The 25,538-nt window shown below is 67.7% G+C and carries 22 protein-coding genes; 9 read left to right on the forward strand and 13 right to left on the reverse strand.

What is annotated here, in order from left to right:
* Positions 1 to 11 precede the first annotated feature (11 nt).
* The 4 genes from DSD19_RS16425 to DSD19_RS16440 form a co-directional block, all read right to left on the reverse strand.
* A complete protein-coding gene (locus DSD19_RS16425) occupies positions 12 to 2,501 on the reverse strand; it encodes an FAD-dependent oxidoreductase (protein ID WP_113670385.1) in 2,490 nt (829 codons plus the stop codon).
* Positions 2,502 to 2,613: 112 nt separating this feature from the next.
* Positions 2,614 to 4,083, reverse strand: coding sequence for a glycosyltransferase family 39 protein (locus DSD19_RS16430; RefSeq protein ID WP_165828160.1), 1,470 nt, complete (start codon positions 4,081 to 4,083; stop codon positions 2,614 to 2,616).
* Complete coding sequence (locus tag DSD19_RS16435; protein WP_113670387.1) at positions 4,080 to 5,534, reverse strand: glycosyltransferase family 39 protein; 1,455 nt, start codon at positions 5,532 to 5,534, stop codon at positions 4,080 to 4,082. The genes DSD19_RS16430 and DSD19_RS16435 overlap by 4 nt, the downstream gene beginning before the upstream one ends.
* Before the next feature lie 9 nt (positions 5,535 to 5,543).
* Positions 5,544 to 6,530 carry a D-glycerate dehydrogenase gene (locus DSD19_RS16440; RefSeq protein ID WP_113670388.1) on the reverse strand — a complete coding sequence of 329 codons (987 nt, stop codon included), beginning with the start codon at positions 6,528 to 6,530 and terminating at the stop codon, positions 5,544 to 5,546.
* A 96-nt stretch (positions 6,531 to 6,626) separates the two neighbouring features.
* Here DSD19_RS16440 and DSD19_RS16445 point away from each other — a divergent pair, with 96 nt between their 5' ends.
* Positions 6,627 to 7,148, forward strand: a complete 522-nt coding sequence (locus DSD19_RS16445; RefSeq protein WP_113670389.1) for an SH3 domain-containing protein — start codon at positions 6,627 to 6,629, stop codon at positions 7,146 to 7,148.
* Between the two features lie 62 nt (positions 7,149 to 7,210).
* Positions 7,211 to 8,083, forward strand: a complete 873-nt coding sequence (locus tag DSD19_RS16450) for a cation diffusion facilitator family transporter (protein WP_113670390.1) — start codon at positions 7,211 to 7,213, stop codon at positions 8,081 to 8,083.
* A gap of 4 nt (positions 8,084 to 8,087) precedes the next feature.
* Here DSD19_RS16450 and DSD19_RS16455 read toward each other — a convergent pair whose 3' ends face one another.
* The 5 genes from DSD19_RS16455 to DSD19_RS16475 all read right to left on the reverse strand — a co-directional run bounded on the left by DSD19_RS16455 (position 8,088) and on the right by DSD19_RS16475 (position 12,573).
* Positions 8,088 to 9,131 (reverse strand): HesA/MoeB/ThiF family protein, encoded by a 1,044-nt coding sequence (locus DSD19_RS16455; RefSeq protein WP_113670391.1) that lies wholly within the window; start codon positions 9,129 to 9,131, stop codon positions 8,088 to 8,090.
* On the reverse strand, positions 9,131 to 9,598 hold the full coding sequence (gene dut, locus DSD19_RS16460) for a dUTP diphosphatase (RefSeq protein ID WP_113670392.1): 468 nt from the start codon (positions 9,596 to 9,598) through the stop codon (positions 9,131 to 9,133). Before dut ends, DSD19_RS16455 begins: the two co-directional genes overlap by 1 nt.
* Positions 9,595 to 10,791 carry a bifunctional phosphopantothenoylcysteine decarboxylase/phosphopantothenate--cysteine ligase CoaBC gene (gene coaBC / locus DSD19_RS16465; RefSeq protein WP_113670393.1) on the reverse strand — a complete coding sequence of 399 codons (1,197 nt, stop codon included), beginning with the start codon at positions 10,789 to 10,791 and terminating at the stop codon, positions 9,595 to 9,597. The genes dut and coaBC overlap by 4 nt, the downstream gene beginning before the upstream one ends.
* A gap of 88 nt (positions 10,792 to 10,879) precedes the next feature.
* Positions 10,880 to 11,698, reverse strand: a complete 819-nt coding sequence (locus DSD19_RS16470; protein WP_243628059.1) for a ChaN family lipoprotein — start codon at positions 11,696 to 11,698, stop codon at positions 10,880 to 10,882.
* Positions 11,695 to 12,573, reverse strand: a complete 879-nt coding sequence (locus DSD19_RS16475) for an RNA polymerase factor sigma-32 (RefSeq protein ID WP_075786649.1) — start codon at positions 12,571 to 12,573, stop codon at positions 11,695 to 11,697. The genes DSD19_RS16470 and DSD19_RS16475 overlap by 4 nt, the downstream gene beginning before the upstream one ends.
* 219 nt (positions 12,574 to 12,792) lie before the next feature.
* Here DSD19_RS16475 and DSD19_RS16480 point away from each other — a divergent pair, with 219 nt between their 5' ends.
* The 3 genes from DSD19_RS16480 (at position 12,793) to DSD19_RS16490 (ending at position 15,796) form a co-directional block, all read left to right on the forward strand.
* Entirely contained in the window at positions 12,793 to 13,680 is an 888-nt protein-coding gene (locus DSD19_RS16480) for a glutathione S-transferase (protein ID WP_113670394.1), read from the forward strand.
* Between the two features lie 31 nt (positions 13,681 to 13,711).
* Positions 13,712 to 15,223, forward strand: a complete 1,512-nt coding sequence (locus DSD19_RS16485) for a YifB family Mg chelatase-like AAA ATPase (RefSeq protein WP_075786651.1) — start codon at positions 13,712 to 13,714, stop codon at positions 15,221 to 15,223.
* A gap of 120 nt (positions 15,224 to 15,343) precedes the next feature.
* Positions 15,344 to 15,796 (forward strand): hypothetical protein, encoded by a 453-nt coding sequence (locus tag DSD19_RS16490; RefSeq protein ID WP_113670395.1) that lies wholly within the window; start codon positions 15,344 to 15,346, stop codon positions 15,794 to 15,796.
* Between the two features lie 18 nt (positions 15,797 to 15,814).
* On the opposite strand, the gene gshB is transcribed toward DSD19_RS16490, so the two are convergent.
* The 3 genes from gshB to rsmI all read right to left on the reverse strand — a co-directional run bounded on the left by gshB (position 15,815) and on the right by rsmI (position 18,086).
* Complete coding sequence (gene gshB / locus DSD19_RS16495) at positions 15,815 to 16,756, reverse strand: glutathione synthase (protein ID WP_113670396.1); 942 nt, start codon at positions 16,754 to 16,756, stop codon at positions 15,815 to 15,817.
* 99 nt (positions 16,757 to 16,855) lie between these two features.
* Entirely contained in the window at positions 16,856 to 17,209 is a 354-nt protein-coding gene (locus DSD19_RS16500) for a YraN family protein (RefSeq protein WP_113670397.1), read from the reverse strand.
* Between the two features lie 16 nt (positions 17,210 to 17,225).
* A complete protein-coding gene (gene rsmI, locus DSD19_RS16505; protein ID WP_243628065.1) occupies positions 17,226 to 18,086 on the reverse strand; it encodes a 16S rRNA (cytidine(1402)-2'-O)-methyltransferase in 861 nt (286 codons plus the stop codon).
* An 85-nt stretch (positions 18,087 to 18,171) separates the two neighbouring features.
* Between rsmI and DSD19_RS16510 the strand changes: the two genes are divergently transcribed.
* Genes DSD19_RS16510 through murJ form a run of 3 tightly spaced genes read left to right on the forward strand, consistent with a single transcriptional unit; the run spans position 18,172 to position 23,688 of the window.
* Positions 18,172 to 19,368: a penicillin-binding protein activator gene (locus tag DSD19_RS16510; RefSeq protein WP_113670399.1), complete on the forward strand. Its 1,197-nt coding sequence runs from the start codon at positions 18,172 to 18,174 to the stop codon at positions 19,366 to 19,368.
* On the forward strand, positions 19,328 to 22,144 hold the full coding sequence (locus DSD19_RS16515; protein ID WP_113670400.1) for a [protein-PII] uridylyltransferase: 2,817 nt from the start codon (positions 19,328 to 19,330) through the stop codon (positions 22,142 to 22,144). Before DSD19_RS16510 ends, DSD19_RS16515 begins: the two co-directional genes overlap by 41 nt.
* Entirely contained in the window at positions 22,144 to 23,688 is a 1,545-nt protein-coding gene (murJ, locus tag DSD19_RS16520) for a murein biosynthesis integral membrane protein MurJ (protein WP_113670401.1), read from the forward strand. Before DSD19_RS16515 ends, murJ begins: the two co-directional genes overlap by 1 nt.
* Here murJ and DSD19_RS16525 read toward each other — a convergent pair.
* Entirely contained in the window at positions 23,679 to 24,365 is a 687-nt protein-coding gene (locus DSD19_RS16525) for a rhomboid family intramembrane serine protease (protein ID WP_113670402.1), read from the reverse strand. The genes murJ and DSD19_RS16525 overlap by 10 nt on opposite strands.
* A 79-nt stretch (positions 24,366 to 24,444) precedes the next feature.
* On the opposite strand from DSD19_RS16525, the gene trpS reads away from it, so the two are divergent.
* A complete protein-coding gene (gene trpS, locus DSD19_RS16530; protein ID WP_113670403.1) occupies positions 24,445 to 25,467 on the forward strand; it encodes a tryptophan--tRNA ligase in 1,023 nt (340 codons plus the stop codon).
* Positions 25,468 to 25,538 lie beyond the last annotated feature (71 nt).

A 25,538-nucleotide genomic window follows, 5' to 3' on the forward strand; every position in this document is an offset into this window, starting at 1 on the left:
AGGCGGGCGGCTCAGCCGTCCGCCCGGATCCGTGCATTCGTCGGGTCGTGGGGGCTGTCCTCGACCACCTCGGCGGTCCAGAGCGCGTCGAACATCCTGATGCTCAGCCGGGTGCCCGGCACCGCCAGCTCGGGCCGCACATAGCCCATGCCGATGGACTTGCCGAAGGCGACCGACCAGCCGCCCGAGGTCAGCCGCCCGACCCGGGTCTCGCCATCGTAAAGCGCCTCGCGGCCCCAGGGATCGGCATCCTCCGGCCCGTCGATCAGCAGCGTGACGCATTTCGAGCGGAGGCCCTTGGCCTCCATCGCCGCCTTGCCGTGGAAGTCTTTCGACAGATCGACGAAACGGTCGAGCCCGGCCTCGAGCGGCGTCGCATCGCGCCCCAGTTCGGTGCCGAAGGCGCGATAACTTTTCTCCTGCCGCAGCCAGTTCTGCGCCCGCGCCCCCACCGGCTTCAGCCCATGCGCGGCGCCTGCCTCCATCAGCCGGTCGAACAGGTGGTTCTGCATCTCGATCGGGTGATGCAACTCCCATCCCAGCTCGCCGGTATAGGCCACGCGAAGCGCGTTGACGGGGACCATACCCAGCTCGATCTGCCGCGCCGACAGCCAGGGGAAACGCTTGTTCGACAGCGCCGTCGCCGGGTCGGCATCGCGGATCAGCCCGGCCAGGATCGCCCGCGCATTGGGTCCCGCCAGCGCGAAGACGCCATGGCGCGTGGTGACATCCTCGACGATCACCGGGCCGAACTCGGCCGCCTTGTCCTCGGCCGCCTTCAGCAGGAAATCCTCGTCATAAGCGTGCCAGGCCCCGGCCGAGACCAGATAATAGACATCCTCGGCCTGACGGACGATGGTGTATTCGGTCCTGACCGTGCCCGCGACGCTGAGGGCATAGGTCAGGTTGACCCGACCCACCTTCGGCAGCTTGTTGCAGGTGAACCAGTCGAGGAAGGCCGTCGCCCCGGGGCCGCGCACGACATGCTTGGCAAAGGCTGTGGCGTCGATCAGCCCGGCCGTCTCGCGGATCGCCCGCGCCTCGGCCTCGGCATATTGCCACCAGCCGCCGCGCCGGAAACTGCGCGCGGCATGGTCGTCAAAGCCCTCGGGGGCGAAGTAGTTCGGCCGCTCCCAGCCATTCACCTGACCGAACTGCGCGCCCAGCGCCTTCATCCGGTCATAGCAGGGCGCGGTTCTCAGCGGCCGGGCAGCCGGGCGTTCCTCGTCGGGATGGTGCAGGATATAGACATGCTCATAGGCCTCTTCGTTCTTGGCCACGGCATAATCGATCGTCATCCAGGACCCGTAGCGCCGGGGGTCGAGCGCGCCCATGTCGATCTCGGCCTCGCCCTCGGTCATGAGCTGGGCAAGGTAATGGCCCGACCCGCCCGCGGCGGTGATCCCGAAGGAAAAACCCTCGGCCAGCCACATGTTCCTTAGCCCCGGCGCCGGCCCCAACAGCGGGTTGCCGTCGGGCGTATAGCAGATCGGGCCGTTGAAATCGTCCTTCAGCCCCACCGTCTCCGAACTGGGCAGCCGGTGGATCATCGACATGTATTCCTCCTCGATCCGGTCCAGATCGAGCGGGAACAGATCGGCGCGGAAGCTGTCGGGGCAGCCATAGGCGAACCGCGCGGGCGCGTTCCGTTCATAGGGGCCGAGGATCCAGCCGCCGCGTTCCTCGCGCACATACCATTTGGCATCGGCATCGCGCAGGACCGGATGTTCGGGATTGCCGGCCTTGCGCCATTCGACCAGCGCCGGGTCGGGCTCGGTCACGATATACTGGTGCTCGACCGGAATCGCCGGAATCTTGAGGCCCAGAAGCCGCGCCGTGCGCTGCGCGTGGTTGCCGGTGGCGGTCACCACATGTTCGGCGGTGATGACGGTCTGTTCCTCGGTCGGCACGAGGTTGCCGCCCTTCTCGGCCATCTTCGTGACCGTCACCCGCCATTCGGACCCAGTCCATTCGTAAGCGTCGACCTGCCATTTCCGCTCGATCACGGCGCCCAGTTGCCGCGCGCCCTTGGCCATGGCCTGGGTCACGTCGGCCGGGTTGATGTAGCCGTCGGTCGGATGGTAGATCGCGCCGATCAGATCGTCGCAGCGCATCAGCGGCCAGCGCTCTTTCAGCTGCGCCGGGCTCAACCATTCATAGGGCACGCCACAGGTCTCGGCCGTTGTGGCATAGAGCATGTATTCGTCCATCCGCGCGCGCGTCTGCGCCATGCGCAGGTTGCCGACCACGCTGAACCCTGGGTTAAGCCCGGTCTCGGCCTCGAGCGTCTTGTAGAACTTGATCGAGTAGTCGTGGATATGGGTCGTCGCGAAGGACATGTTGAAATAGGGCAAAAGCCCGGCCGCATGCCAGGTCGACCCAGAGGTCAGCTCGTCCCGCTCCAAAAGCATGGTGTCCCAGCCGGCCCTGGCCAGATGATATGCGATCGAGGTGCCGACGGCGCCGCCGCCGACGACCAGGGCTTTGACATGAGTCTTCATCGGCCTTCACTCCTGCTTGCCGCTCGTTTCCCCCAGTTAGGCAGGATTCGGTCGGCGCGGCGGGGGCCATCCGACCCGAAATGGACGGAAACCGACGCGGGGCTGCGCGCGCTTACCGCAGGGCCGCGCCGAAATCGAAAAGGGTCACCACTATCTCGCGCGGGGTGCCCTCGTCGAAACGGTAGGGCACCTGCACCTCGCGGGTCAGCACCGGCTCGGGCAGGCTCTCGCCGGGATAGCCCTGCTCTTGCAGCAGGCCTAGGATGCCCGGCACGCCCTTGCGGTCGACGACCACCAGCACCCTGCCCTCCGGCTCGGCCAGTTGCCGGGTCGGGAAGGGCGGAAATGCCGCCCAGTCCGGCAGATGCAGCAGCAGGTTGCCGGTATAGTAATGCGGCCCCAGCAGCACCGGCCGGTCGGGCAGCGTTTCGGCCAGGGTCTCGGCCAGCAGATCGACCCGAAGCGAATCGCTTCCAGCGCCGCGCAGCCGGGTGTCGGCAATGGCCGCGAGGATCAGCAGCGCAAGGCCCGCCATGGCGCGCAGGAAATTGCGCCAGACGCGGGCCGGGGCGTTGCCGAAAACCGTCATCGCCAGCGGCGGCAGACCAAGGATGAAAAGCGGCATCAGCCAGCGCGACCGCACAAAACCGGTATCGGTCGCCACCACCCCGACCGCGGTCAGCGCCAACCCGATCAACGCCGCCCGCAGCAGAAGCTGCGCCTCGGGCGGGGTTTTCAGGCTGCGGCGTGCCGCGGCCCCGCCAAGCCCCAGGGCAAGACCGACGGCCAGCAGCATCGGAACAAGCTCGAGGAGGGTGGACTGCCCCAGATAGGCCAGCCCCGCAGGCCACATCGCCTGCGCAGGTCCGCCAGCGCCCGTGCGGAACTCCCACAGATCGGAGAAGGCCGCCAGCGGATCGGCCAGCATCGCGGCATAGGGCAGGATGGCCACGGCCAATGCCACAGCCGCCGTCAGCCAGAGCCGCCGGTCCCACAGGAGCGGACGGAGCGCAGCCATGCTGAGCCCCGCCAGAATCAGCGCGGGCGGCACGATCCAGAAATTCGGCTTGGCAAGCCCGCCCAGCCCGACCGCGAGGCCAAACAGCACAAAGCCGCGCGTGCCGGGGCGGCGCAGCAGCCACAGGAAGGCCGCGACCGTCAGCACCGTGGTAAAGGCCAGCGCGATGCTGTGCGACCCGGTCCGCTGGCACCACCAGGCAAGGTTCGGGATCAACCCGAGGGCAAGTGCGCCCGCCATCGCGGGCCGGGTTCCTGCGACAGGGCGCAAGGCGAGGAAGGCCGTCGCATAAGTGCCGAACAGCAGAAGGTTCTTGGCCAGCACCAGACCCAGCGTGTTGACGCCGAAGAGGTCGAAAAAGACGGTCTGATACCAGTTGTAAAGCGGCGGCTGCGAGCCATAGGCGAAATGCCAGTCCCGCGACAGGACGACCATTTCGGCCTCGTCGCCTTCGAAACTGCCCCCCAGCCACAGCCGCAACCCGATCTGCGCGGCGAAATAGGCGGCGATCGCCAGAAGAAAGAGCGTGACGGTGCGGGCGTCTTTCGCGCGAGCGGCGGTCATGGCAAGGCGGGCGTTCTGGCAAGGACAAAGCGGAAGGGCATTTCTGCCCCGGACCGGCGGTATGGCAGCGTAAAGCCGCCCTCCTCCAGCACCTCCGGTTCGGTGCCCGGCGGCCATCCGGCCTGGGCGAGACCGGCCGCAAGGTCGCGGGGCACGGTCTCGCGCATCAGAAACAGCACCGGCCCGCCCGCAAAGCGGTGCACCGCGAAGGGCAGATAGGGCGCGATGCGCCAATCCGGCTCGGCGGCGGCAAGGTTTCCGGCGGTGTAGAATTCCGCGATGACCGGCACGCCCTCGGCGCCCTCGATCCCGGCCAGGCGCCCGGGCAGGCCGGTGAAATCGACGTCGCGCCGCGCGCCCTCCTTGAAGCGGTCATAGGTCAGGCCCGCGCAGACCAGAACGGCAAAGACCGCCGCGGCAGCGAATATGCCCCGCCGCGCGACCGGGCCGATCCGGGGCGCAAGCGCCAGAAAAAGACCCGGCGCGGCGAGGAAGGCCAGAGGCAGCAGCCAGCGCGCCGTGACCGTGCCCGCCTGCGCAAGCCAGACGCCCAAGGCCATCAACACGGCCACGACCGCGCCCGCCCGCAGCAACAGCGCGGGCAGCGGCCCGACCGGGTCCGGTTCGGCCCGCCGCCGCCCGAAGGCCCAGGCCACCGCCGCCACCAGAAGCGGCAGCGCCAGAAGCGACAGCATGCCGCCCGGCAGCATCGCCAGCCCATCGGGCAGCACGGCGCGGGCGCTGTCGGTTTCAAGCCGAAGCTTGCCGACCGAGGAGAACGCAAGGTCGCGATTCTGCACCATCCAGCCATAGGGCGCCGCCAGAATGGCGGCGGCGATGGCGGGCACGACCAGCGCCCGGCGCGTCATGATCCGGGCGCGGAACGGGGCCAGCGTCAGCGCCGCCGTCAGCAAGCCAACCGGGACCAGGAAGAAATTGTATTTCGACAGCCCCCCAAGCCCCACGGCAATGCCCAGCGCAACCCAGGCGGCCCAGCTTCCGCCCCGCATCGCCCAGAGAAAGGCCGCCAGCGTCGCCGCCGAGACCGAGATCAGCATGTTGGAATGGGTGGTCGCCCGCTGCGCCTCCCAGGCGATGTCGGGCACGAAAAGCAGCGACAGCGCGCCCAGAGCCGCGACACCTGCGGGCAGCCACAGCCTGAACCCAAGGAAAACCAGAAGATAGGTCAGCCAAAGCAGCCCGTTCTTGAGCAGCGACAGCGCCAGCAAAGACCTGCCCAGAAGCTCGAAAAGTCCAAGCTGCAACCAGTTATAAAGCGGCAGTTGCGGTCCATAACCCAACTGAAAACCGGGGGTCATGACCAGCATTTCGGCTTCGTCGGTTTCAAAGGCGCCGCCCAGCGTCAGACGCAACACGACTTGCACTGCGAAATAGGCCGAGATCGCGAAAAGGAAAATAGCGGTCGCGGTTCTGCCACCTGTCCCGGACATCGCAGGCGCCTAGAGCATGCTGGGCACGACCAGATCCGGTGGCCGGTGCCCATCGGCGAAGGTCTTGATGTTGATGATGACCTTTTCGCCCATCTCGCTGCGCCCCTCGATCGTGGCGGACCCCATATGCGGCAGAAGAACCACATTGGGCAGCTCGCGCAGGCGCGGGTTGATCTCGTGCCCATGTTCGAAAACATCAAGCCCGGCGCCCGCAATCTCGCCCGCGCGCAGCATCCGGGTCAGCGCGTTCTCGTCGATGACCTCGCCCCGCGAGGTGTTCACGATCACCGCGTCCTTCTTCATCAGCTTGAGCCGCCGCGCGTTCATCAGATGGAACGTCGAGGGCGTATGCGGACAATTCACGCTGATCACGTCCATCCGGCTGACCATCTGGTCGAGGCTGTCCCAGTAGGTCGCCTCGAACTCGGCCTCGATCTCGGGGCGCAGGCGCTTGCGGTTGTGATAGTGGATCTGCATGCCGAAGGCCCGCGCCCGCCGCGCGACCGCCTGCCCGATCCGTCCCATCCCGAGAATCCCCAGACGCCGGCCGCCGATCCGCCCGCCCATGAAGGCCGTGGGCGCCCAGCCGCGCCAGTCGCCCGCCTGCATCACATGCAGCCCCTCGGGGATGCGGCGGGTCACCGCCAGCATCAGCGCCAGCGTCATGTCGGCGGTATCCTCGGTCACCACGCCGGGCGTGTTCGACACCAGAATGCCGCGCTGGCGGGCGGTCTGCACATCCAGATGATCCACCCCGGCGCCGTAATTCGCGATCAGTTTCAGCCGGTCCCCGGCCTGGGCCAGCATCGACTGGTCGATCACGTCGGTCACGCAGGGCACCAGCACATCGGCGCGGCGCATCGCATCGACCAGCTGCTCGCGGGTGAGCTTGACATCGGCCTCGTTCAGCTCGACGTCGAAAAGTTCCTTCATCCGGGTCTCGACCGCCTCGGGCAACCGTCGCGTCACAACCACACTGAGACGTTGTGCGGGCATCCCAGAGCCTCCCTGCTTTTCATCCCTTGGCGTCAGTGGCAAACTGTCCGAGATCGGGGCGCGGCACAAGACCCCGAAACCAGCTGGCAGGACGTTATGCGGGCACGACTGCGCGAACGCGCATCTCTGGCGATTTCCCTTTTGTTTCTGATTGGCGTGCTCACCTCGACGGGTCCCGTCCTGGCCGAGGAACGCGGGCGGGTGACCAATCTGCCGCTGCCGCGCTATGTCTCGCTGAAGGCGGCCGAGGGCAATGTGCGGCGTGGCCCGAGCCTCAGCCACCGGATCGACTGGGTCTATACCCGGCGTGGCGTGCCGTTGCAGATCACGGCGGAATTCGGCCATTGGCGGCAGGTGCGCGACCGCGACGGCGCGGGCGGCTGGGTGCATTATTCGCTGCTGTCGGGCGTCCGCACGGTGATCGTCGATCAGGACATGCTGCCGCTTCTGCGCGCGCCCCGCCGCGAGTCCGAAGTGCTGGCGAAGGCCGAAGCCGGGGTGATCGCCCGGCTGGGAGAATGCAGTATAGACTGGTGCCGGATCAGCGCCGACGGCGCGGCGGGCTGGGTGCCCAAGGCCGCGATCTGGGGCGTGGACGCCGACGAGATCCGCGAGTGAGCTTGCCCCGCCATGCGCTCGGCTGGTAAGCGGGGGCCGCACCCCCTGTCGAGCCAGCCGCCATGCTCAAGATCTCCCGCCTTAACCTCTCTGCCGGGGTCGCCTCTGTCGCCACCGCGATCACGCTTGTTGCGCTGAAGCTCTGGGCGCTGGGCCAGACCGGGGCGCTGTCGATCGCGGCCTCGCTGGCCGACAGCGCGCTCGATCTGATGGTCTCGCTGGGCGCGCTGACCGCGATCTTCTATGCCGCGCGGCCGCCGGACGACGATCATGCCTTCGGCCACAGCGCGGCCGAGGATCTGGCCGCGCTGGGACAGGCGGTGTTCATCCTGGCCTCGGCCAGCATCATCGCGTTCGCGGCCATGACCCGGCTTCTGGAGGCAGATCCCGAACCGCTTTCGCAGGAAGGACCCGGGATCGTGGTGATGGCGCTGTCGATCACGCTGACGGCGATGCTGGTGTTGTACCAGCGCTGGGTCGCGCGGCGGACCGGCAATCGCGTCGTGGCTGCCGACTCGCTGCATTATCTGGGCGATCTGCTGCCCAATATCGGGGCGATCTTCGCGCTTTGGGCCTCGGCCAATCTGGGGCTGGTGCGCATCGACGCGGTGGTCGCGCTGGCCGCGGCGGGGATGCTGGCGGTCGGCGCGCTGGGGATCGGCAAGGGGGCGTGGGACGCGCTGATGGACCGCGCCGCGCCGCCCGAAACCATCGCGCGGATCGAGGCGCTGGCCAAGGCCTGCACGGGCGTGCGGGGCTTTCACGACCTCAAGACCCGCCGGTCCGGCCCGCGCCTTTTCGTGAACCTGCATATCGAGCTTGATGGCGCACAAAGCCTGAACGATGCCCATGCCATCGGCGCCCGGCTGAAACACGCGATCCTTGCAGAGTTTCCGGTCGCGGATGTGATCATCCATTTCGACCCGGTACGCTGAGCCCTCAGAGCCGAACAGCGCCACAGGCCGGGCAGTCTTCTCGGCGGTGGAGCGCGATGGTCCGGGTCTCGCCGTAAAGCGCGTCATAGATCAGCATCCGCCCGCCAAGCCCTTCGCCCGCGCCGATCACGAACTTGATCGCCTCGACCGCCATCATCGCGCCCACGACGCCCGGAAGCGCGCCCACGACGCCCGCCTCGGCGCAGCTTGGCGCAAGCCCCGGCGCCGGGGCCTCGGGAAAGATGCATTGATAGCAGGGCGTCCCGTGCGCCGGGTCGTAAAGGCTGATCTGGCCTTCCCACTGGGCGATGGCCCCGGCGATCAGCGGCTTGCCCAGACGCGCGGCCATCCGGTTGACCAGATAGCGCGTTTCGAAATTGTCGGTGCCGTCCAGGATCAGATCGTAATCGGGAAAGAGTGCGGCGGCCGACTCTTCATCCAGACAACGCTTGTAGGGGCGTATGGTGACAAACGGATTCTGAGCCAGAATGGCCTTTTGCGCGGAAAAGACCTTGGGCATGCCCAGCCGCGTATCGGTATGGATCACCTGACGCTGAAGGTTCGAAAGATCCACGTCGTCGGGATCGACGATGCCGATGGTGCCGACCCCCGCCGCCCCGAGATACAGCAAAGCGGGGGAGCCGAGCCCGCCGGCCCCGATCACCAGAACCCGCGCCTCTTTCAGCTTGCGCTGGCCCGGCCCGCCGATTTCGCGCAGCATGATGTGGCGGGCATAACGGTCCAGCTCGACCGGCCGCAGCGGGCCTTGGGGGGCCATCGGCACGACCTCGCGGGCCACGCGCCGCTTGAGCGCGCCCAGCACGCCGCGATAGGCCACGACCAAGAGCGCCAGGACCCCAAGCGCCGCCCATCCCTCGGGCGTGCCACCGATGGCCTGGCGCAGGGGATGGCCCGCGGGCATGGCGATCTGCAGGATCAGGACGCCCGCATAAAGCCCCCCGATCATGCCCCAGCGCCCCTGGCGCGAGATCCGAAGGATCATCCCCAGCGACCAGAGCACCAGCGCAATTCCCAGCACCAGACCCATCAGCCGCGCCCCGTCGACCCGAACCCGCCCTCGCCGCGCACGGTCTCGTCCAGCGCCTCGACCACCTCGAAGGCGGCCTGCACCACCGGCGCCACGATCATCTGGGCGATCCGGTCGCCATGGCGGATGGTGTAGGGCTCGGCCCCGAAATTGACCAGCAGCACGCCAAGCGGCCCGCGATAGTCGCTGTCGATGGTGCCGGGCGTGTTCGGAAGCGTGATCCCGTGCTTCAGCGCCAGGCCCGAGCGCGGACGGATCTGCACCTCGAACCCAGCGGGAAAGGCCATCCGGAAGCCCGTGGCCACGATCCGGCGCTCCATCGGCGCCAGCGTCAGCCCGGCCTCGCGATCTTCGGGCGGCAGGTTCGCGCGAATGTCGGCTCCGGCCGAGCCCGGGGTCTGATAGGCGGGCAGCGGCAGGCTGCGATCGGCCCAGTCTTCCCAGACGATCTGCAGACGCGGGCTCATGCCAGCGCCTCGGCGATCCGGCGGGCAAGCCGCTGGGCGACCTCGTCCTTCGACAGACGCGGCCAGGTTTCGGCGCCCGAGGCGGTAATCAGCGTCACCTCGTTCTCGGCCCCCCCCATGATGCCGGTCGCGGGCGAGACGTCATTGGCAACGATCCAGTCGCAGCCCTTGCGCGCGCGCTTGGCCTCGGCATGGGCCACGACATCATGGGTTTCGGCGGCAAAGCCCACCACGAGACGCGGCCGGTCTTCGGCCCGCCGGGCGATGCGCGCCAGAATGTCGGGGTTTTCGGCGAAATCCAGAACCGGCGCCCGGCCCGAACCGTCCTTCTTCATCTTGCGGTCGGCCGCATTGGCGACATGCCAGTCGGCAACGGCGGCGGCGCAGACCGCGGCATCGGCCGGAAGGGCGGCCTCGACCGCGGCCAGCATCTCGCGCGCGGTCTCGACCCGAACGATCTCGACACCCTCGGGCGGCGGCACCGCGGCCGGGCCGGTCACGAAAACCACCTCGGCGCCCAGCGCCATCAGCGCCCGGGCCAGCGCCGTGCCCTGTGCGCCCGACGAGCGGTTGGCGATGTAGCGGACCGGATCAATCGGTTCATGCGTCGGGCCCGAGGTCACGACGATGCGGCGCCCGGCAAGCGGCCCCGCCCCCAGCGCGGCCTCGATCGCGGAAAGGATCTCGGGCACTTCGGCCATCCGCCCCGGCCCGTATTCGCCGCAGGCCATGCCGCCCTCATTGGGCCCGACGACGCGGATCCCATCCGATTGCAGGGCAGCCAGATTGCGCCGGGTCACGGGATGGGTCCACATCCGCACATTCATCGCGGGCGCGACCAGAACGGGCGAGTCGGTCGCCAGCAGCAGGGTCGAGGCCAGATCGTCGGCGAGCCCGCCCGCCATCTTTGCCATCAGGTTCGCGGTCGCGGGCGCCACGACCACCAGATCGGCCGAGCGCGAAAGCTGGATATGCCCCATCTCGGCCTCACGGGTCAGATCGAAGAGGTCGCGATGCACCGCCTCGCCCGCCAGTGCCGAGACCGACAGCGGCGTCACGAAACGTTCGGCCGCCTGCGTCATCACCGGGGTGACCGCCGCGCCCCGCTCGCGCAAGCGGCGGATCAGATCGAGTGTCTTGTAGGCGGCGATGCCCCCCGCGACGATCAGAAGAATGCGTTTGCCGGAAACCATGCCGCCCGCCCGTCAACCTCTTGCCAGAACACCTTGGAAAGACAGTCTTAGGCCCCGGACGGGGCCGAGACAAGCACGCCCACCGGCCCTAGCCGCCAGTCAGCGCGGCGCAGGGGTCGCCGCGATCGGCCGCCCCCGTGACCAGCCAGTAATCATAGGGCGGCGTGCCCGTCGCGGCCCCCTCGAGCTGGCCGACAGAGATCAGCCGGGCGCCCTCGGCGACCCGGGCAAAGGCCGCGGGCAGGCCCCAGTCGGTGCGAGCATGGCCGTTGCCCGCGATCACCGCGACCGGGCCGCCGGTGTCGTCCAGCGCCTGACGCGCGGCCCGGGCCAGCGCGGCATCGCGCAGCCGCTGAGCCTCGACCATACCGGGCAGAAGATGTTCGGGCAAAGCGTTGCAATGGGCCTCGCGCTGATCGTTGATCCGTTGCTCGCCTTCGGCCTCGGGCAGCGGGTCGGTCAGGCCATAGGTCGCGGCATCGGCACCGAAGACGGCCGCCGCCCCATCGGTCACGGCCCGGCGGACCTCGTCGCGGGGCAGCGCCGCACCATAGATCCGCGCCTCGGGCGCGGCCGAGAAAATCGGAAAATACATCGCGAAATCAGGCCAGCCCGAGGCCTCCCAGCCCAGCGCCTGGCCCAGCGCCACACCGTCGAGCCGAAGCCCGGGCGTCACCTTTGCCGCCTGCTCGGGCGTCAGCATCTCGAAAACCAGCGCCCTGGGCGCCAGCGCCTTGACGGCTGCGGCCTGATTGGCGTGCTGGTCGGGGTTGTCATGGGTCTCGCCCAGCACCACCACATCGGCGGCAGGCAGCGAGGCGAAAGCCGCCGGGCCGATTTCCTCGGCGCCGACGGCATGGGCGGTCAGGGCCACGGCCAGCGCGGCGATTCGTGCAACATGTCTCACGCGAGGAAGTGAAGCACCTCGGGCGACTGGGCTTCAAGGCTCTTGCGCATCTTGCCGAAGGCCGCGGCCTCGAGCTGACGCACCCGTTCCTTCGACAGGCCAAGCTCGTTGCCAAGACTTTCAAGCGTCCGCGGGTCGTCGCGCAGCTTGCGTTCCTTGACGATGAAACGTTCGCGGTCGTTCAGCTGACCCATGGCATGGACGAGCCAGCCGCGCAGTTGCGCCCGGTCGCGCCCCTCCTCGACCAGTTCGGCCGCCTGCGCGCTGTCATCCTCGATGGTCTCGATCCATTCGCGCCCCTCCTCGTCGGTGGATTGCGAGGCGTTCAGCGAGAAATCGGACCCCGAGAGCCGACCCTCCATCATCTCGACATCCTGCAAGGGCACGCCGACCTCGGAGGCGATCATCTGGCGCAACTGGTGCCGGTCAAGCGTCTCGCCCCGGCCCGCCGCCTCGCGTTCCAGCCGGGCCTGGACCCGGCGCATGTTGAAGAACAGCGATTTCTGGCTGGAGGTCGACCCGGTCCGCACCATCGACCAGTTCCGCATCACATAGTCCTGGATCGAGGCCTTGATCCACCAGACCGCATAGGTCGAAAACCGCACACCCCGGTCGGGGTCGAACTTGTCGGCGGCCTTCATCAGGCCAAGGCTCGCCTCCTGGATCAGGTCGTTCATCGGCGCGCCGTAGCGCTTGAATTTCGCCGCCATCGAGATCGCCAGCCGCATATAGGCCGTGATCAGGCGGTGAAGGGCTGCCTCGTCGCGTTCGTCGCGCCAGGCATAGGCAAGCTTCAGTTCGGTCTCGGCGTCCAGAAGCTCCGCCTTCATCGCCTGACGCGACAGCGTGTTCGCATCGAATCCATCAAATGCCATGCCAAATTCCCGTCAGACAGAGTTTTATCGTTTCCTAAACTATACTGCGCCGATCCGGTTCCGGATCACACAAGAGCTTGAGCGACTCGAAATATTCCCGCGATACTTGTGTGCAAATTCGCACATATTCATGGGTTTCACTTGGGCATCGCGCGCCGACATCGGAACGATCACGAAAATGCGCTTTCTCCGGACGCGCCCGGAGGCTAGCCTCAGTCCATGACATATACGCTTTTCATCGGCGACCGGACCTATTCCAGCTGGTCCCTGCGCGGTTGGCTGATGCTGGAGAAATTCGGCCTGCCCTACCGGATCGCCGAGGTCGGGCTATACACCGGCACCATGCGCCGCGACCTCGCTCCGGCCGCGCCCGCGCATCTGGTGCCCGCGCTCTTGCCCCCCGAGGGCGAGCCGCTGGGCGATACGATGGCCATCGCCGAGACCCTGGCCGAACGCCATCCCGGGGCCGGGCTCTGGCCCGAGGACGCGGCGGCGCGGATGCGCGCGCGCTGGCTGGCGGCCGAGATGCATTCGGGCTTTGCCGCGCTGCGGTCGCGCTGTCCGATGGTGCTGTCCCATTCCTATGACGGCTTCCTGCCGCCGCCCGAGGTGCTGGCCGAACTCGACCGCCTGCAGGCGATCTGGGCCGAGGCCCATGCCCGGTTCGGCGCGGGCGGACCCTGGCTTTTCGGGCGCTATTCGCTGGCCGATGCCTTCTACGCCCCGGTCGCGGCAAGGATCGCGGCCTATGGGCTGCCGGTCGGCGATGCCGCCGCCAATTACGTGGCGCAGCATCTGGCGGACCCGGCCTTCCGCCGCTGGCGCGCCGAGGGGCTGACCGTCGGCTACGACCCCGAACCCTATGCGATGGCCCTGCCGCGCCTGCCCTGGCCCGGCCCCGAACCGGTCGCCGCCCGCGCCGTCGCGTCCGGCCCTTCGGTCAACGCGGCCTGCCCGTTCTCGGGCCAGCCGACGACCCATTTCCTCAAGACGCAAGGTGTGGTGATCGGCTTTTGCAACGCGCGCTGCCGCGACAAGGCCGCGAACGACCCCGAAGCCTTCCCCGAAGTCAGCGCCATTTACCATTCGGTAACCAAGCAGGCGTAGCCGTTTTCCGATTCAGACCGGAGAGCGCGAAATGGTGGCCCGGGCCTATACGGTGGCCTTCGACGGCATCGAGGCACAGATCGTCGAGGTGCAATGCGCGGTCGCCCCCGGGCTTCCCGCCTTTTCAGTGGTGGGCCTTCCCGACAAGGCGGTCAGCGAAGCCCGCGACCGGCTGCGCGCGGCGCTGGCGGCGATGGGCGTGGCGCTGCCCTCAAAGCGGATCACGGTCAATCTTTCGCCCGCCGATCTGCCCAAGGTGGGCTCGCATTTCGACCTGCCCATCGCGGTGGCGCTGCTGGCCGCGCTCGAGGTCATCCCCCGCGACATGGCGGAAGGCGTGGTGGCCCTGGGCGAGCTGTCGCTCGACGGGCGGCTGGTGCCGGTGATCGGGGCGCTGCCCGCGGCGATGGCCGCCGCCGAAGCCGACCGGGCGCTTCTATGTCCGCGCGCCTGCGGTGCCGAGGCGGCCTGGGTCGGCGCGACCCAGGTGCTGGCCGCGCCCGACCTCGCCTCGGTGGTGCGCCATTTCACCGGCCAGGCCCCGCTGGCCCCGGCCGAGCCGGGCGAGGTCCAGCCGGACGCGCCGACGCCCGATCTGGCCGAGGTCAAGGGCCAGGAACGGGCCAAGCGCGCGCTCGAGATCGCCGCGGCAGGTCGGCATCACCTGCTTCTGGTCGGCGAGCCCGGCTCGGGCAAGTCGATGCTGGCGGCGCGGATCCCCAGCCTTCTGCCGCCGCTGTCGCCGACAGAGGCGCTTGAAACCTCGATGATCCACTCGCTGGCGGGGCTGCTGGACGAGGGCGGCATCTCGCGCCAGCGCCCGTTTCGCGACCCGCATCACACCGCCTCGGTGGCCGCCATCGTCGGCGGCGGGCGCGGCGCCGGACCGGGCGAGATCAGCCTGGCCCATAACGGCGTGCTGTTCATGGACGAGTTTCCCGAATTTCCGCGTCAGGTGCTGGACACGCTGCGCCAGCCGATCGAGACCGGTGAAGTCGTGATCGCCCGCGCCAATGCCCATACCCGCTATCCCTGCCGTTTTTTGCTGGTCGCGGCGGCCAATCCCTGCAAATGCGGCTATCTCGCCGACCCGTCCCGGGCCTGCGCCCGGGTGCCGCAATGCGGCGCGGACTATCTTGGCCGGATCTCGGGTCCGTTGATGGACCGGTTCGACCTGCGCGTCGAAGTGCCGCCGGTCGCGTTCCGCGACCTGGACCTGCCCGCCTCGGGCGAAAGCTCTGCCGCCGTGGCCGCCCGGGTCGCCGCCGCCCGCGCCCGGCAAACCGCGCGTTTCGAGGCGCATCCCCGGGTGCGCGTGAATGCCGAGGCCGAGGGCGCGCTGCTCGACCAGATCGCGACGCCCGACGCCGAAGGACGCGCGCTGCTTTTACGGGCGGCAGAGCGGTTCCGGCTGACCGCGCGCGGCTATCACCGCGTTTTGCGCGTCGCCCGGACCATCGCCGATCTCGACGGCGCCCAGCAGGTTGCGCGGCCCCATGTCGCCGAGGCCGTCGGCTTCCGCTTGGCCGTCGGCGATAGCTAGAAGGCTGTCAATGATCGCGCCGAACCTCACGATCCCACGATCGTGGCATTTGCAGGAACCCTGCGGCACCCGGGTTGTTGACCAGGTCGAACCTGCAAACATCGAAGGAAGGATGCCACGATGACCGACAGACATGGCCTCATGACCGATACCCCCACTCCGCTGTCGAGCCGGTTCGGCTGGCCGCTGCTGAGCAATCGCAAACCCGATGTCGAGTTGGGCAAGGTCCGCGATCACCCACTGTCAGACGCGCTGAACCTGCCATTGCTGAGCGAGAGACAGGGGTCGTCGACCAAGCTGATGACCGACATGCCGACCCCGTTTTCAAGCCGGTTCGGCTGGCCGCTGCTCAGCGGGCGCCGCTCCGACCTCGAGCTGATGACCGACAATCCGACGCCGTTCTCGGCCGCCCTGGGGCTGCCGCTTCTCAGTGCGAGCGAGACCGATACCGGTGCCGCCCCCAAGACCGGCGAGGCCCGCAACATGTCCTGGCGCACGGGCCAAGGCTCCGGTTCGGACGGACCGGTCGCGAAATTCATCCGGCAGATCATCACCGGCGAAGTGCAGAAATGACTGGCGGTCGAAGCGGGCTCAGGCCCGCTTCGCCTCGATGGCGTCCCAGATCCGGGCGGCGATGTTCACCTTGTCGAAGCGCTCCAGTTCCTGGATGCCGGTGGGCGAGGTCACGTTGATCTCGGTCAGATGATCGCCGATCACGTCGATCCCCACGAAAACCTGACCGGCCTCCTTCAGCGTCGGGCCGATGGCGGCACAGATCTCCAGATCGCGGGGCGTAAGATCCGCCCGTTCGGCACGGCCCCCCACATGCATGTTCGACCGGGTTTCGCCCTCGGCCGGAACCCGGTTGATGGCTCCGACCGGCGCGCCGTCGACCAAAATGACGCGCTTGTCGCCCTTGCGAACCGCAGGCAGGAATTTCTGCGCGATCAGCGGCTCGCGGCTCATGCCCGAAAAAAGCTCGTGCAGCGAGGCCAGGTTGCGATCGTCGGGGTCGAGCCGGAAGATCCCCGCCCCGCCATTCCCGTAAAGCGGCTTGAGAATGATGTCCCCATGCAGGTCCTTGAAGGCACGCAGAGTTGTCAGATCGCGGGCAATCACAGTCGGCGGAATGAGTTCCGGAAAACGAAGGACCAATAGCTTTTCCGGGAAATTACGCACCCAGAACGGGTCGTTCACGACGAGGGTAGCAGGCGTCAGATGCTCCAGCAGATGCGTGGTGGTGATGTAGCCCATGTCGAAGGGCGGGTCCTGCCGCAGCCAGACGACATCGTAGGCGCCAAGATCAACCTCCTGCTCGGGCCCCAGAGTGAAATGATCGCCACGCACCCGGCGGACCTCCAGCGGCCAGCCCCGCGCCATGACCCGCCCATCGTTCCAGAAAAGCCGGTCTGGGGTATAGTAGAACAGGCTGTGTCCGCGCGCCTGCGCCTCTTCGGCGATCCTGAACGTGCTGTCCGCGTCGATATTGACGGCCCCGATCGGGTCCATCTGAATGGCAACCTTGAACGGCATCTGGTGCTCCCTCGCCCGGCCTTCCCCGCCGCTGCCCCTCGCCCGGGCGCCACGGCGCCCGCTCTGGATGGCCGAGCCGCCGGGGATTTGCAACCGCGCTCAGGCGCAGAATGCGTTCTCGAGAATATCGACTTCTCCGATCCCGTTCACCAATGCGACATCGAAGCGGATATCGGTGAGTTGCCCCTTCGGCTCGCCAGCCAGAAATTCCTGTGCTGCGGACATCACCCGAACCATCTGCCGCCGCGTGACCCGTTCGGCCGCGCGGGCGAAGCTTCGGCTGGCCTTGACCTCGACGAAGACGAGACCGTCGCCATCCCGCGCGATCAGATCGATCTCACCGGCGCCGCCGCGCCAGCGACGCGCCGCAATCGCCATGCCACGCCGTTCGTAACCACGGGCGACACAGTCTTCGGCCGAATATCCCGAATGATACGACACAGTTCCGCTCACAATCCGCCCTCCAGAGCTACGCCTTGCCCTCTCGGTCGAGGGCGGCGCGATAGACCTGCCGCCGTGGCAGGTCCAGCGCCGAGGCAACCTCGGCCACCGCATCCTTGACCGACAGCCGCGCCAGAGCTTCGTCAAGCGCGGCCTCAAGATCTTCAGCCTTTGCCTGGCGCGGCGCGGCTCGCCCGACCAGCAACACGATCTCTCCCTTGACCTCACGCTCGGCAAAGGTCTGGGCAAGGTCCGCAAGCGTGCCGCGCGAAATCTCTTCGAAGCGCTTGGTCAGTTCCCGGCAGACCGCAGCCTCGCGATCCGGGCCGAGGGATACCACCATTTCCTCTAACAGTCGGCTAATGCGCCTGGGCGATTCGTAGAACACCAGCGTCGCCGGCACCAAAGCGAGGTCTTCCAGCATCCGGGCCCGTGCTCCGGCCTGGGCTGGGGGAAACCCGGCAAAGAGCACCCGATCGCTCGGCAGCCCCGCAACCACCAGTGCCGCCAGCATCGCCGAGGGTCCGGGCGCGGCATGCACGGCAACCCCGGCCGCGATGGCGGCGCGCGCCAGAGGAAAGCCCGGGTCCGACACCATCGGCGTGCCCGCCTCGCTGACACAGGCGACCGACTTGCCCGAGGCCGCCATTCCGACCAGGCCATCCCGAACCGAGGGCGCGGAATGGTCGTGATAGGCGATCAGTGGCCGGTCGCCCAGCGCGATCCCGTGGATCTGCATCAGATGCCGCGCGGTGCGCGTGTCTTCCGCCGCGAGCACGTCTGCCGAGGCCAGAATATCCAGCGCCTTCAGTGTGATGTCGCGCGCGGCACCAATGGGCGTCGCGACGAAATAAAGCCCCGCAGGCAGCGGATCACGCAGGATTTCCAAGGATTCTTTTACCTGTCTGACGTTTACTTGCCCCGCCGATACGCATAGGTTCGCCGCCGAGACCGCCCCAGTGAAGGAGAGCGTCATGATCGCCGTTTTTCGCGCCTGCCGCAAGCGGTCGGCTCCCGCCTTGACGTCGGCCCTGGCGCCGGTCCTGGGCCTGGCCGCCCTTGCTCTGGTCGCGGCCTGCCAGCCGTCAGGACTGGGAGGCGGCCCCTCGATTAACTCATCGAAACCGGTTCCGGTGGCGCTTCTGGTGCCCCACGGGTCGGGAACGCCGGGCGATGAGGTGGTCGCGCGCAGCCTCGAGAATGCGGCGCGGCTTGCGATTTCCGACCTCAAGGGCGTGCAGATCGACCTTCGCGTCTACAATACCGGTGGCAATCCCGACATCGCCGCGAAGGTCGCGGCAGAGGCCGCCTCGGACGGGGCCAAGATCATCCTCGGGCCGCTTTATGCCCAGTCGGCCAATGCCGCGGGCCTGGCCGTCGCCCGGCGCGGAATCAACGTGCTGAGCTTTTCCAACAATACCCAGATCGCCGGCGGCAACGTCTTTGTGCTGGGACCCACCTTCGAGAATACCGCCGACCGGCTGGCGCGCTATGCCGTGGCCCAGGGCCGAAGCCCGGTCATGATCGTGCACGACCCCGACGTAGCGGGCGAGGCCGGGCGGGCGGCCATCGCCTCGGCCGTCGCGCGAAGCGGCGGCACGGTCGCCGCGACCGGCAGCTACGAGCTGTCGCAGAACGGTGTGGTTCAGGCCGTGCCCGGTCTGGCGCGCAAGGCCCGCGACTCGGGCGCCTCGGCGGTCTTCTTCACCGCCAGCACCGCAGGCGCGCTGCCCCTTCTGGCGCAGCTCCTGCCGGAAAACCGCGTCGATCCGGCCCAGATCAAGTTCATCGGGCTGACGCGCTGGGATATTCCGCCCTCGACACTGGCGCTGCCGGGCCTTCAGGGCGGCTGGTTCGCCCTGCCCGATCCGGGCGTTTCGGACCGGTTCGAACGGCGCTACATGGCCGCCTATGGCGAGCCCGCCCATCCCGCCGCCGGCCTTGCCTATGACGGCATCGCCGCGATCGGCGCCCTTGCCAGCCAGGGCCGCAGCGATGCGCTGACGGTGTCCGGGCTGACCCAGCCTTCCGGCTTCGTCGGTGTGAACGGCGTGTTCCGACTGCGCTCCGACGGCACGAACGAGCGGGCCTTGGCCGTGGCCGAGATCCGCGACAACCAGGTGACCGTGATTGACCCCGCTCCAAGAAGTTTCGGCGGCGCAGGCTTCTAGCCCGTCCAGATCCCGCCGCGCAGACCCGGCGCCGGACAGCCTGATCTGTCCGGCGTCCGACATTTTCGACATGGCCGCCTTCGAGGCCGAACTGACCCGTCTGACCGCCGAGGGGATCGACCCCAAGGCGCTGCGCGGCGCCGTGGTGCAGTATCTGACCGAAGCCCGGCAGAAAGGCCGCGAGGTCATCGCCGCAGGCTTCGCCGAACGGCCCTTCGACGCGGGTCCGACCGTGCGCGCCTATACCTGGCTGACCGACTGCCTGCTGCGCGCGACGATGAGAGTCTCCTGCGAGATCCTGCATCCGCGCCCCAACCCGACCGAGGGCGAACGTCTCGCCGTCTTTTCCGTCGGCGGCTACGGGCGGGGAGAGATGGCGCCGCATTCCGATGTCGACCTGCTGTTCCTCACTCCCTACAAGCTGACCGCCTGGGCCGAGAGCGTGATCGAATCCATGCTCTACATGCTGTGGGACCTGCGGCTGAAGGTCGGCCATGCCTCGCGCACGGTGAAGGATTGCGTCCGGCTGGGCCGCGAGGATTACACGATCCGCACGGCCTTGCTGGAAAACCGCTTCCTCGGCGGGCACCAGCCGCTGGACAAGGCCCTGAACACCGCGCTCTGGGACGATCTCTTCAAGGGCACCGCCGCCGAATTCATCGAGGCCAAGCTGGCCGAACGGTCCGAACGGCTGCGCAAGCAGGGCGGTCAGCGCTACGTGCTGGAACCCAATGTGAAAGAGGGCAAGGGCGGGCTGCGCGATCTGCAATCGCTGTACTGGATCGCGAAATACGTCTATCGCGTCGACCGCGCCTCGCAACTGGTCAAGCTTGGCTTTTTCATCAGCGACGAGTTCACCGGTTTCGTCGAGGCCGAGCGGTTTCTCTGGGCCGTCCGCTGCCATCTGCATCTGATCGCCGACCGGGCGATCGACCAGCTGACCTTCGACATGCAGGTCGAGGTGGCGGCGCGGATGGGCTATGCCGACCATGGCGGGCGCCGCGCGGTCGAACATTTCATGCAGGATTATTTCCGGCACGCCACCACGGTCGGCGACCTGACCCGGATCTTCCTGACCAAGCTCGAGGCGGCCCATGTCAAGAAGGAACCCGCGCTGATCGGGCTGTTCCGCCGCCGCCGCAAGGTGCCGAAGGGCTACGAGATCGTGCAGAACCGCATGAACGTCTCGGACCCCAAGGCGTTTCTGGCCGACAAGCTGAACCTTCTGAAGATCTTCGAAGAGGCGCTGCGGACCGGCACGCTGCTGCATCCCGACGCGATGCGGCTGATCCAGGCCAACCTGCGGCTGATCGACGACGAGGTGCGCGCCGACCCCGAGGCCCAGCGGATCTTCCTTGACCTGCTGCTCAAGCACGGCAACCCCGAACGCTCGCTGCGGCGGATGAACGAGCTGGGCGTGCTGTCCGCCCTGATCCCGGAATTCGAACCCATCGTGGCGATGATGCAGTTCAACGTCTATCACAGCTACACGGTGGACGAGCATACCATTCAGTGCATCTCGACGCTGGCCCAGATCGAGCGCGGCGAACTGGTCGAGGAACTGCCCATCGCCAGCCGCATCCTGAAGGACGGCGTGAACCGGCGCATCCTGTATGTCGCGCTGCTGCTGCACGATATCGGCAAGGGCCGGCCCGAGGATCATTCGGTGCTGGGGGCGCAGATCGCGCGCAAGGTGGCGCCGCGGCTGGGGCTGAAGGCCGAAGAGTGCGAGACCGTCGAATGGCTGGTGCGCTATCACCTGCTGATGTCGGACATGGCGCAAAAGCGCGACCTGTCCGATCCTCGGACGGTGCGCGACTTCGCCAAGGCGGTGAAGACCCGCAAGCGGCTCGATCTGCTGACGGTTCTGACGGTCTGCGACATCATCGGGGTGGGCCCGGGGACCTGGAACAACTGGAAGGCCCAGCTGATCCGCAGCCTTTACCGCGAAACCGTGACCGCGCTGGAAGGCGGGCTGGAGGACATCAACCGCGAACGCCGCGAGGCGGAATCGAAACGCGCGCTGCGCGAGGCGCTGGCGGGCTGGGACGCCAAAGAGCTTCGGCTTGAGACCGGGCGCCATTACGGGCCCTACTGGCAGGGCCTGCCAAGCGGCACCCATGTGGTGATGGCCAACCTCTTGCGCGGCATCAGCAATGACGAGATCCGGATCGACCTGGCCGAGGATGCCGACCGCGACGCCACCCGCGTCTGCTTTGCGCTTTCGGACCATCCGGGGATCTTTTCGCGGCTGGCGGGGGCGCTGGCACTGGTCGGCGCCAATGTCGTCGACGCGCGCACCTATACAACCAAGGACGGCTACGCCACCGCCGCCTTCTGGGTCCAGGATGCGGACGGGTCGCCCTACGACTCCTCGCGGCTGTCCCGGCTCAGCCAGATGATCGAAAAGACCCTGATGGGCGAGGTGCGCCCGCGCGAAAAGCTGGCCGACCGCGACAAGGTCAAGAAACGCGAGCGCGGGTTCAAGTTCCCGACCTCGATCACCTTCGACAATGACGGGTCCGAGATCTACACCATCATCGAGGTCGACACCCGCGACCGGCCGGGGCTGCTGTACGACCTGACCCGGATCTTCGCGACCTCGAACATCTACATCGCCTCGGCGATGATCGCGACCTATGGCGCGCAGGTGGTCGACAGCTTCTATGTGAAGGACAGTTTCGGGCTGAAGCTCTATTCGAAATCCCGGCAGGACTCGCTGGAACGCAAGCTGCGCGAGGCCATCGAGAAGGGTACCGAGAGGGCCTATAACTGATGCGGCCGATCCGGCTGGTGTCGGGCTTTCTGACCGTCGGCGTCTGGACCCTGGCAAGCCGCATCCTCGGTTTTGCCCGCGACATCCTCATTGCGGCCTATCTGGGCACCGGACCGGTGGCCGAGGCGTTTCTGGTGGCCTTCTCGCTACCCAACATGTTCCGCCGCTTCTTCGCCGAAGGCGCGTTCAACATGGCCTTCGTGCCGCTGTTCTCGAAAAAGCTGGAACGGGACGAGGGCGCGCTCGACTTCGCCCGGGACGCTTTCACCGGGCTCGCGACGATCCTGATCGGCTTTACCCTGCTGGCGCAACTGGCGATGCCCGCGCTGGTGCTGGCCATGGCGGGCGGGTTCGCAGCCGATGAGCGGTTCGATCTGGCGGTGGTCTTTGGCCGCATCGCCTTTCCCTATATCCTCTTCATTTCGCTGGCGGCACTTTTGTCGGGCGTGCTGAACGCGACCGGACGCTTCGTCGCCGCGGCCGCGGCACCGGTCCTTCTGAACGTGCTGCTGGTCGGCGCCATGCTGCTGGCCGCCACGATGGGCTGGCCGGTCGGCGACGCGCTGGTCTGGACGGTGCCGCTGGCCGGGATCGCGCAGATGGCGCTGGTCTGGACCGCCGCCGCGAAGGCCGGGTTCCGGCTGACCCTTCGCCGCCCGCGCCTCACGCCCGAGTTGAAGCGGCTGGCCATCATCGCGGCCCCGGCGGCGCTGGCGGGGGGCGTGGTGCAGGTCAACCTGCTGATCGGACGGCAGGTCGCCAGCTTCTTCGAGGGCGCGGTGGCCTGGCTGTCCTATGCCGACCGTCTGTACCAGTTGCCGCTGGGCGTGGTCGGCATCGCCATCGGCGTCGTGCTGCTGCCGGATCTTTCGCGCCGTCTGGGCGCGGGCGACACGACGGGCGGGCGCGACGCCTTCAACCGCGCGGGCGAATTCGCGCTGGCCCTGACCGTGCCCGCCGCCGTCGCGCTGGCCACGATCCCCGGCCCCATCGTGGGCGTGCTGTTCAGGCGCGGCGCCTTCGATCAGGCGGATGTCGCGGCCACCGCCCTGGCGGTCGCGGTCTATGGCGCGGGGCTGCCGGCTTTCGTGATCCAGAAGGTGCTGCAACCGCTCTTCTTCGCGCGCGAGGATACCCGGCGGCCGTTCTATTACGCGCTGGGGGCGCTGGCGGTGAATGCGGGCGTCGCGATCGGGCTTGCTCCGGTCTTCGGCTATATCGCGGCGGCCTGGGGCACGACGCTGGCGGGCTGGGCGATGGTCGCGCTGCTTTGGCACGGGTCGCGCCGCTATGGCGCGGCGGCCGCGATCGACGCGCGCCTCAGGCGCCGGGCCGGGCGGATCGTGCTGGCTTCGGGGCTGATGGGGGCGCTGCTGTGGGGCGCGGCCCGCGCCGCCCAGCCCTGGCTGGCCGAGGACGGGCTGCGCTATCCGGCGCTGGCCGGTCTGGTGGCGCTGGGGATCGTTTCGTATTTCGGGCTGGGTCACGCTTTGGGCGCGTTCCGCCTGTCCGAATTCCGCCGGGCGATGCGCCGTCAGCGGTGACGGATCTTCGCCCGCACCCGGGCCCAGCCGCCGGGGCTGACCAGGAAGGACAGCACGAACCCGGTGCAGAATCCGGCCAGATCGGCAACCCAGTCCATCGACCCGCCGAAAAGCAGGCTGAACAGAAGCTGGATGCCCAGCAGCACCCCGATCAGCGTGAAGGCCCGGTATTGCGTGGCCCCTGTCCCCGCCAGCCGCACCCACATCAGGAAAGTGAAGGCGCCGATCAGCCCGTAGACGCCCGGATAGCCGCCGATCAGCGGCACCGGGCTGTCGATCAGAAGCCCATAGGTCGCCGCCCCGACGATGGCCGCGCCGAAAAAGACCAAAAGCACGGCCCAGGCGCGGAACACCTCGCCCACCATCTTGCCCAGCGCGAGGATGAAGACCACGACGAAGACCGCATGGGTCACGCTGCCATGGATGAAGGGATAGGTCACAAAGCGCATCATCTGGTCGGGCGGAAACTGGCCGGTCTTCAGCATCCAGTCGAAGACCTGCCCCGAGAAGCCGTAATCGCGGATCGCCTCCATCCGCCAACCGACCGCGCCCGGCCCGCCCGCCAGCCCGCTTTCGCCGAGGCTCAGCACCGCCTCCATCGCGATCACCGGCAGGGTCAGAAGCCAGACCACCGCGGGCAACGGGTTGATCGGCGGAGCGTTCGGATCGGACTGCATGCGACACGGGCCTCGGTTGACGCTGTTCCCCCGCATCGGTAAGCGAGCGGGGCGTGAAATTCCAGACGGAGATGAACCGATGGCCGAGGTGGTCCACACACCGCGAGTCTTTTCCGGCATCCAGCCCTCGGGCGGGCTGACGCTGGGCAACTACCTGGGCGCGCTCAAGCGCTTTGGCGAGACTCAGGACCGGGGCGACATGCCCACGATCTATTGCATCGTCGACATGCATGCGATCACCGTCTGGCAAGACCCCGAAAAGCTGAACCGCGCCACGCGCGAGCTGACCGCGGGCTTCATCGCCAGCGGCATCGACCCGACCAAGTCGATCCTGTTCAACCAGTCGGCGGTGCCCGGCCATGCCCAGCTGGGCTGGATCTTCAACTGCGTCGCCCGGCTGGGCTGGATGCAGCGCATGACCCAGTTCAAGGACAAGGCGGGCAAGAATTCAGAGAACGTCTCGCTGGGCCTCTTTGCCTATCCCGCGCTGATGGCGGCCGACATCCTCGTCTATCATGCGACCCATGTGCCGGTCGGCGAGGACCAGAAACAGCATGTGGAACTGACCCGCGACATCGCCATCAAGTTCAACAACGACTATGGCGTCGACTTCTTCCCGGTGCCGGAGCCGGTGATCGAGGGGGCCGCCACCCGGGTGATGTCGCTGCGCGACGGCACCAAGAAGATGTCGAAATCCGACCCCTCGGACATGAGCCGGATCAACCTGACCGACGATGCCGATGCCATCGCCAAGAAGATCAAGAAGGCCAAGACCGACCCCGAACCCCTGCCCGAAACCCTCGAAGGGCTGGACGGCCGGCCCGAGGCCCGCAACCTCGTCAACATCTATGCAGCCCTTTCCGGCAAGACTGCGGCCGAGGTCGTGGCCGAGTATGCCGGGCAGCCGTTCGGCACCTTCAAGCCCGCGCTGGCCGATCTGGCGGTGGACCGGCTGTCGCCGATCTCGACCGAGATGAGCCGGTTGATGCAGGACCCGGCCGAAATCGACCGCATCCTCGCCCATGGCGCCGAGCAGGCCAACGCCATCGCCGAGCCCATCGTGCGGCGCGCCTATCAGATCGTCGGCATGGTCGGCGCCTGAGACACTGCAAAAACGCAATGCCGCGCGGGTTTCCACGCGGCATGTGCGACTGACGGGGTGTTGTCTTCTCT

Origin of the sequence: Rhodovulum sp. BSW8 (genome assembly GCF_003314725.1) — a bacterium.
Classification (GTDB): Bacteria; Pseudomonadota; Alphaproteobacteria; order Rhodobacterales; family Rhodobacteraceae; genus Rhodovulum; species Rhodovulum visakhapatnamense.

What these genes read in the sequence shown, in the direction of transcription:
- DSD19_RS16425 (WP_113670385.1), bottom strand. Translation starts at nt 2,501, where the DNA reads ATGAAGACTCATGTCAAAGCCCTGGTCGTCGGCGGCGGCGCCGTCGGC.
- DSD19_RS16430 (WP_165828160.1), bottom strand. Translation starts at nt 4,083, where the DNA reads ATGACCGCCGCTCGCGCGAAAGACGCCCGCACCGTCACGCTCTTTCTT.
- DSD19_RS16435 (WP_113670387.1), bottom strand. Translation starts at nt 5,534, where the DNA reads ATGTCCGGGACAGGTGGCAGAACCGCGACCGCTATTTTCCTTTTCGCG.
- DSD19_RS16440 (WP_113670388.1), bottom strand. Translation starts at nt 6,530, where the DNA reads ATGCCCGCACAACGTCTCAGTGTGGTTGTGACGCGACGGTTGCCCGAG.
- DSD19_RS16445 (WP_113670389.1), top strand. Translation starts at nt 6,627, where the DNA reads ATGCGGGCACGACTGCGCGAACGCGCATCTCTGGCGATTTCCCTTTTG.
- DSD19_RS16450 (WP_113670390.1), top strand. Translation starts at nt 7,211, where the DNA reads ATGCTCAAGATCTCCCGCCTTAACCTCTCTGCCGGGGTCGCCTCTGTC.
- DSD19_RS16455 (WP_113670391.1), bottom strand. Translation starts at nt 9,131, where the DNA reads ATGGGTCTGGTGCTGGGAATTGCGCTGGTGCTCTGGTCGCTGGGGATG.
- dut (WP_113670392.1), bottom strand. Translation starts at nt 9,598, where the DNA reads ATGAGCCCGCGTCTGCAGATCGTCTGGGAAGACTGGGCCGATCGCAGC.
- coaBC (WP_113670393.1), bottom strand. Translation starts at nt 10,791, where the DNA reads ATGGTTTCCGGCAAACGCATTCTTCTGATCGTCGCGGGGGGCATCGCC.
- DSD19_RS16475 (WP_075786649.1), bottom strand. Translation starts at nt 12,573, where the DNA reads ATGGCATTTGATGGATTCGATGCGAACACGCTGTCGCGTCAGGCGATG.
- DSD19_RS16480 (WP_113670394.1), top strand. Translation starts at nt 12,793, where the DNA reads ATGACATATACGCTTTTCATCGGCGACCGGACCTATTCCAGCTGGTCC.
- DSD19_RS16485 (WP_075786651.1), top strand. Translation starts at nt 13,712, where the DNA reads ATGGTGGCCCGGGCCTATACGGTGGCCTTCGACGGCATCGAGGCACAG.
- DSD19_RS16490 (WP_113670395.1), top strand. Translation starts at nt 15,344, where the DNA reads ATGACCGACAGACATGGCCTCATGACCGATACCCCCACTCCGCTGTCG.
- gshB (WP_113670396.1), bottom strand. Translation starts at nt 16,756, where the DNA reads ATGCCGTTCAAGGTTGCCATTCAGATGGACCCGATCGGGGCCGTCAAT.
- DSD19_RS16510 (WP_113670399.1), top strand. Translation starts at nt 18,172, where the DNA reads ATGATCGCCGTTTTTCGCGCCTGCCGCAAGCGGTCGGCTCCCGCCTTG.
- murJ (WP_113670401.1), top strand. Translation starts at nt 22,144, where the DNA reads ATGCGGCCGATCCGGCTGGTGTCGGGCTTTCTGACCGTCGGCGTCTGG.
- DSD19_RS16525 (WP_113670402.1), bottom strand. Translation starts at nt 24,365, where the DNA reads ATGCAGTCCGATCCGAACGCTCCGCCGATCAACCCGTTGCCCGCGGTG.
- trpS (WP_113670403.1), top strand. Translation starts at nt 24,445, where the DNA reads ATGGCCGAGGTGGTCCACACACCGCGAGTCTTTTCCGGCATCCAGCCC.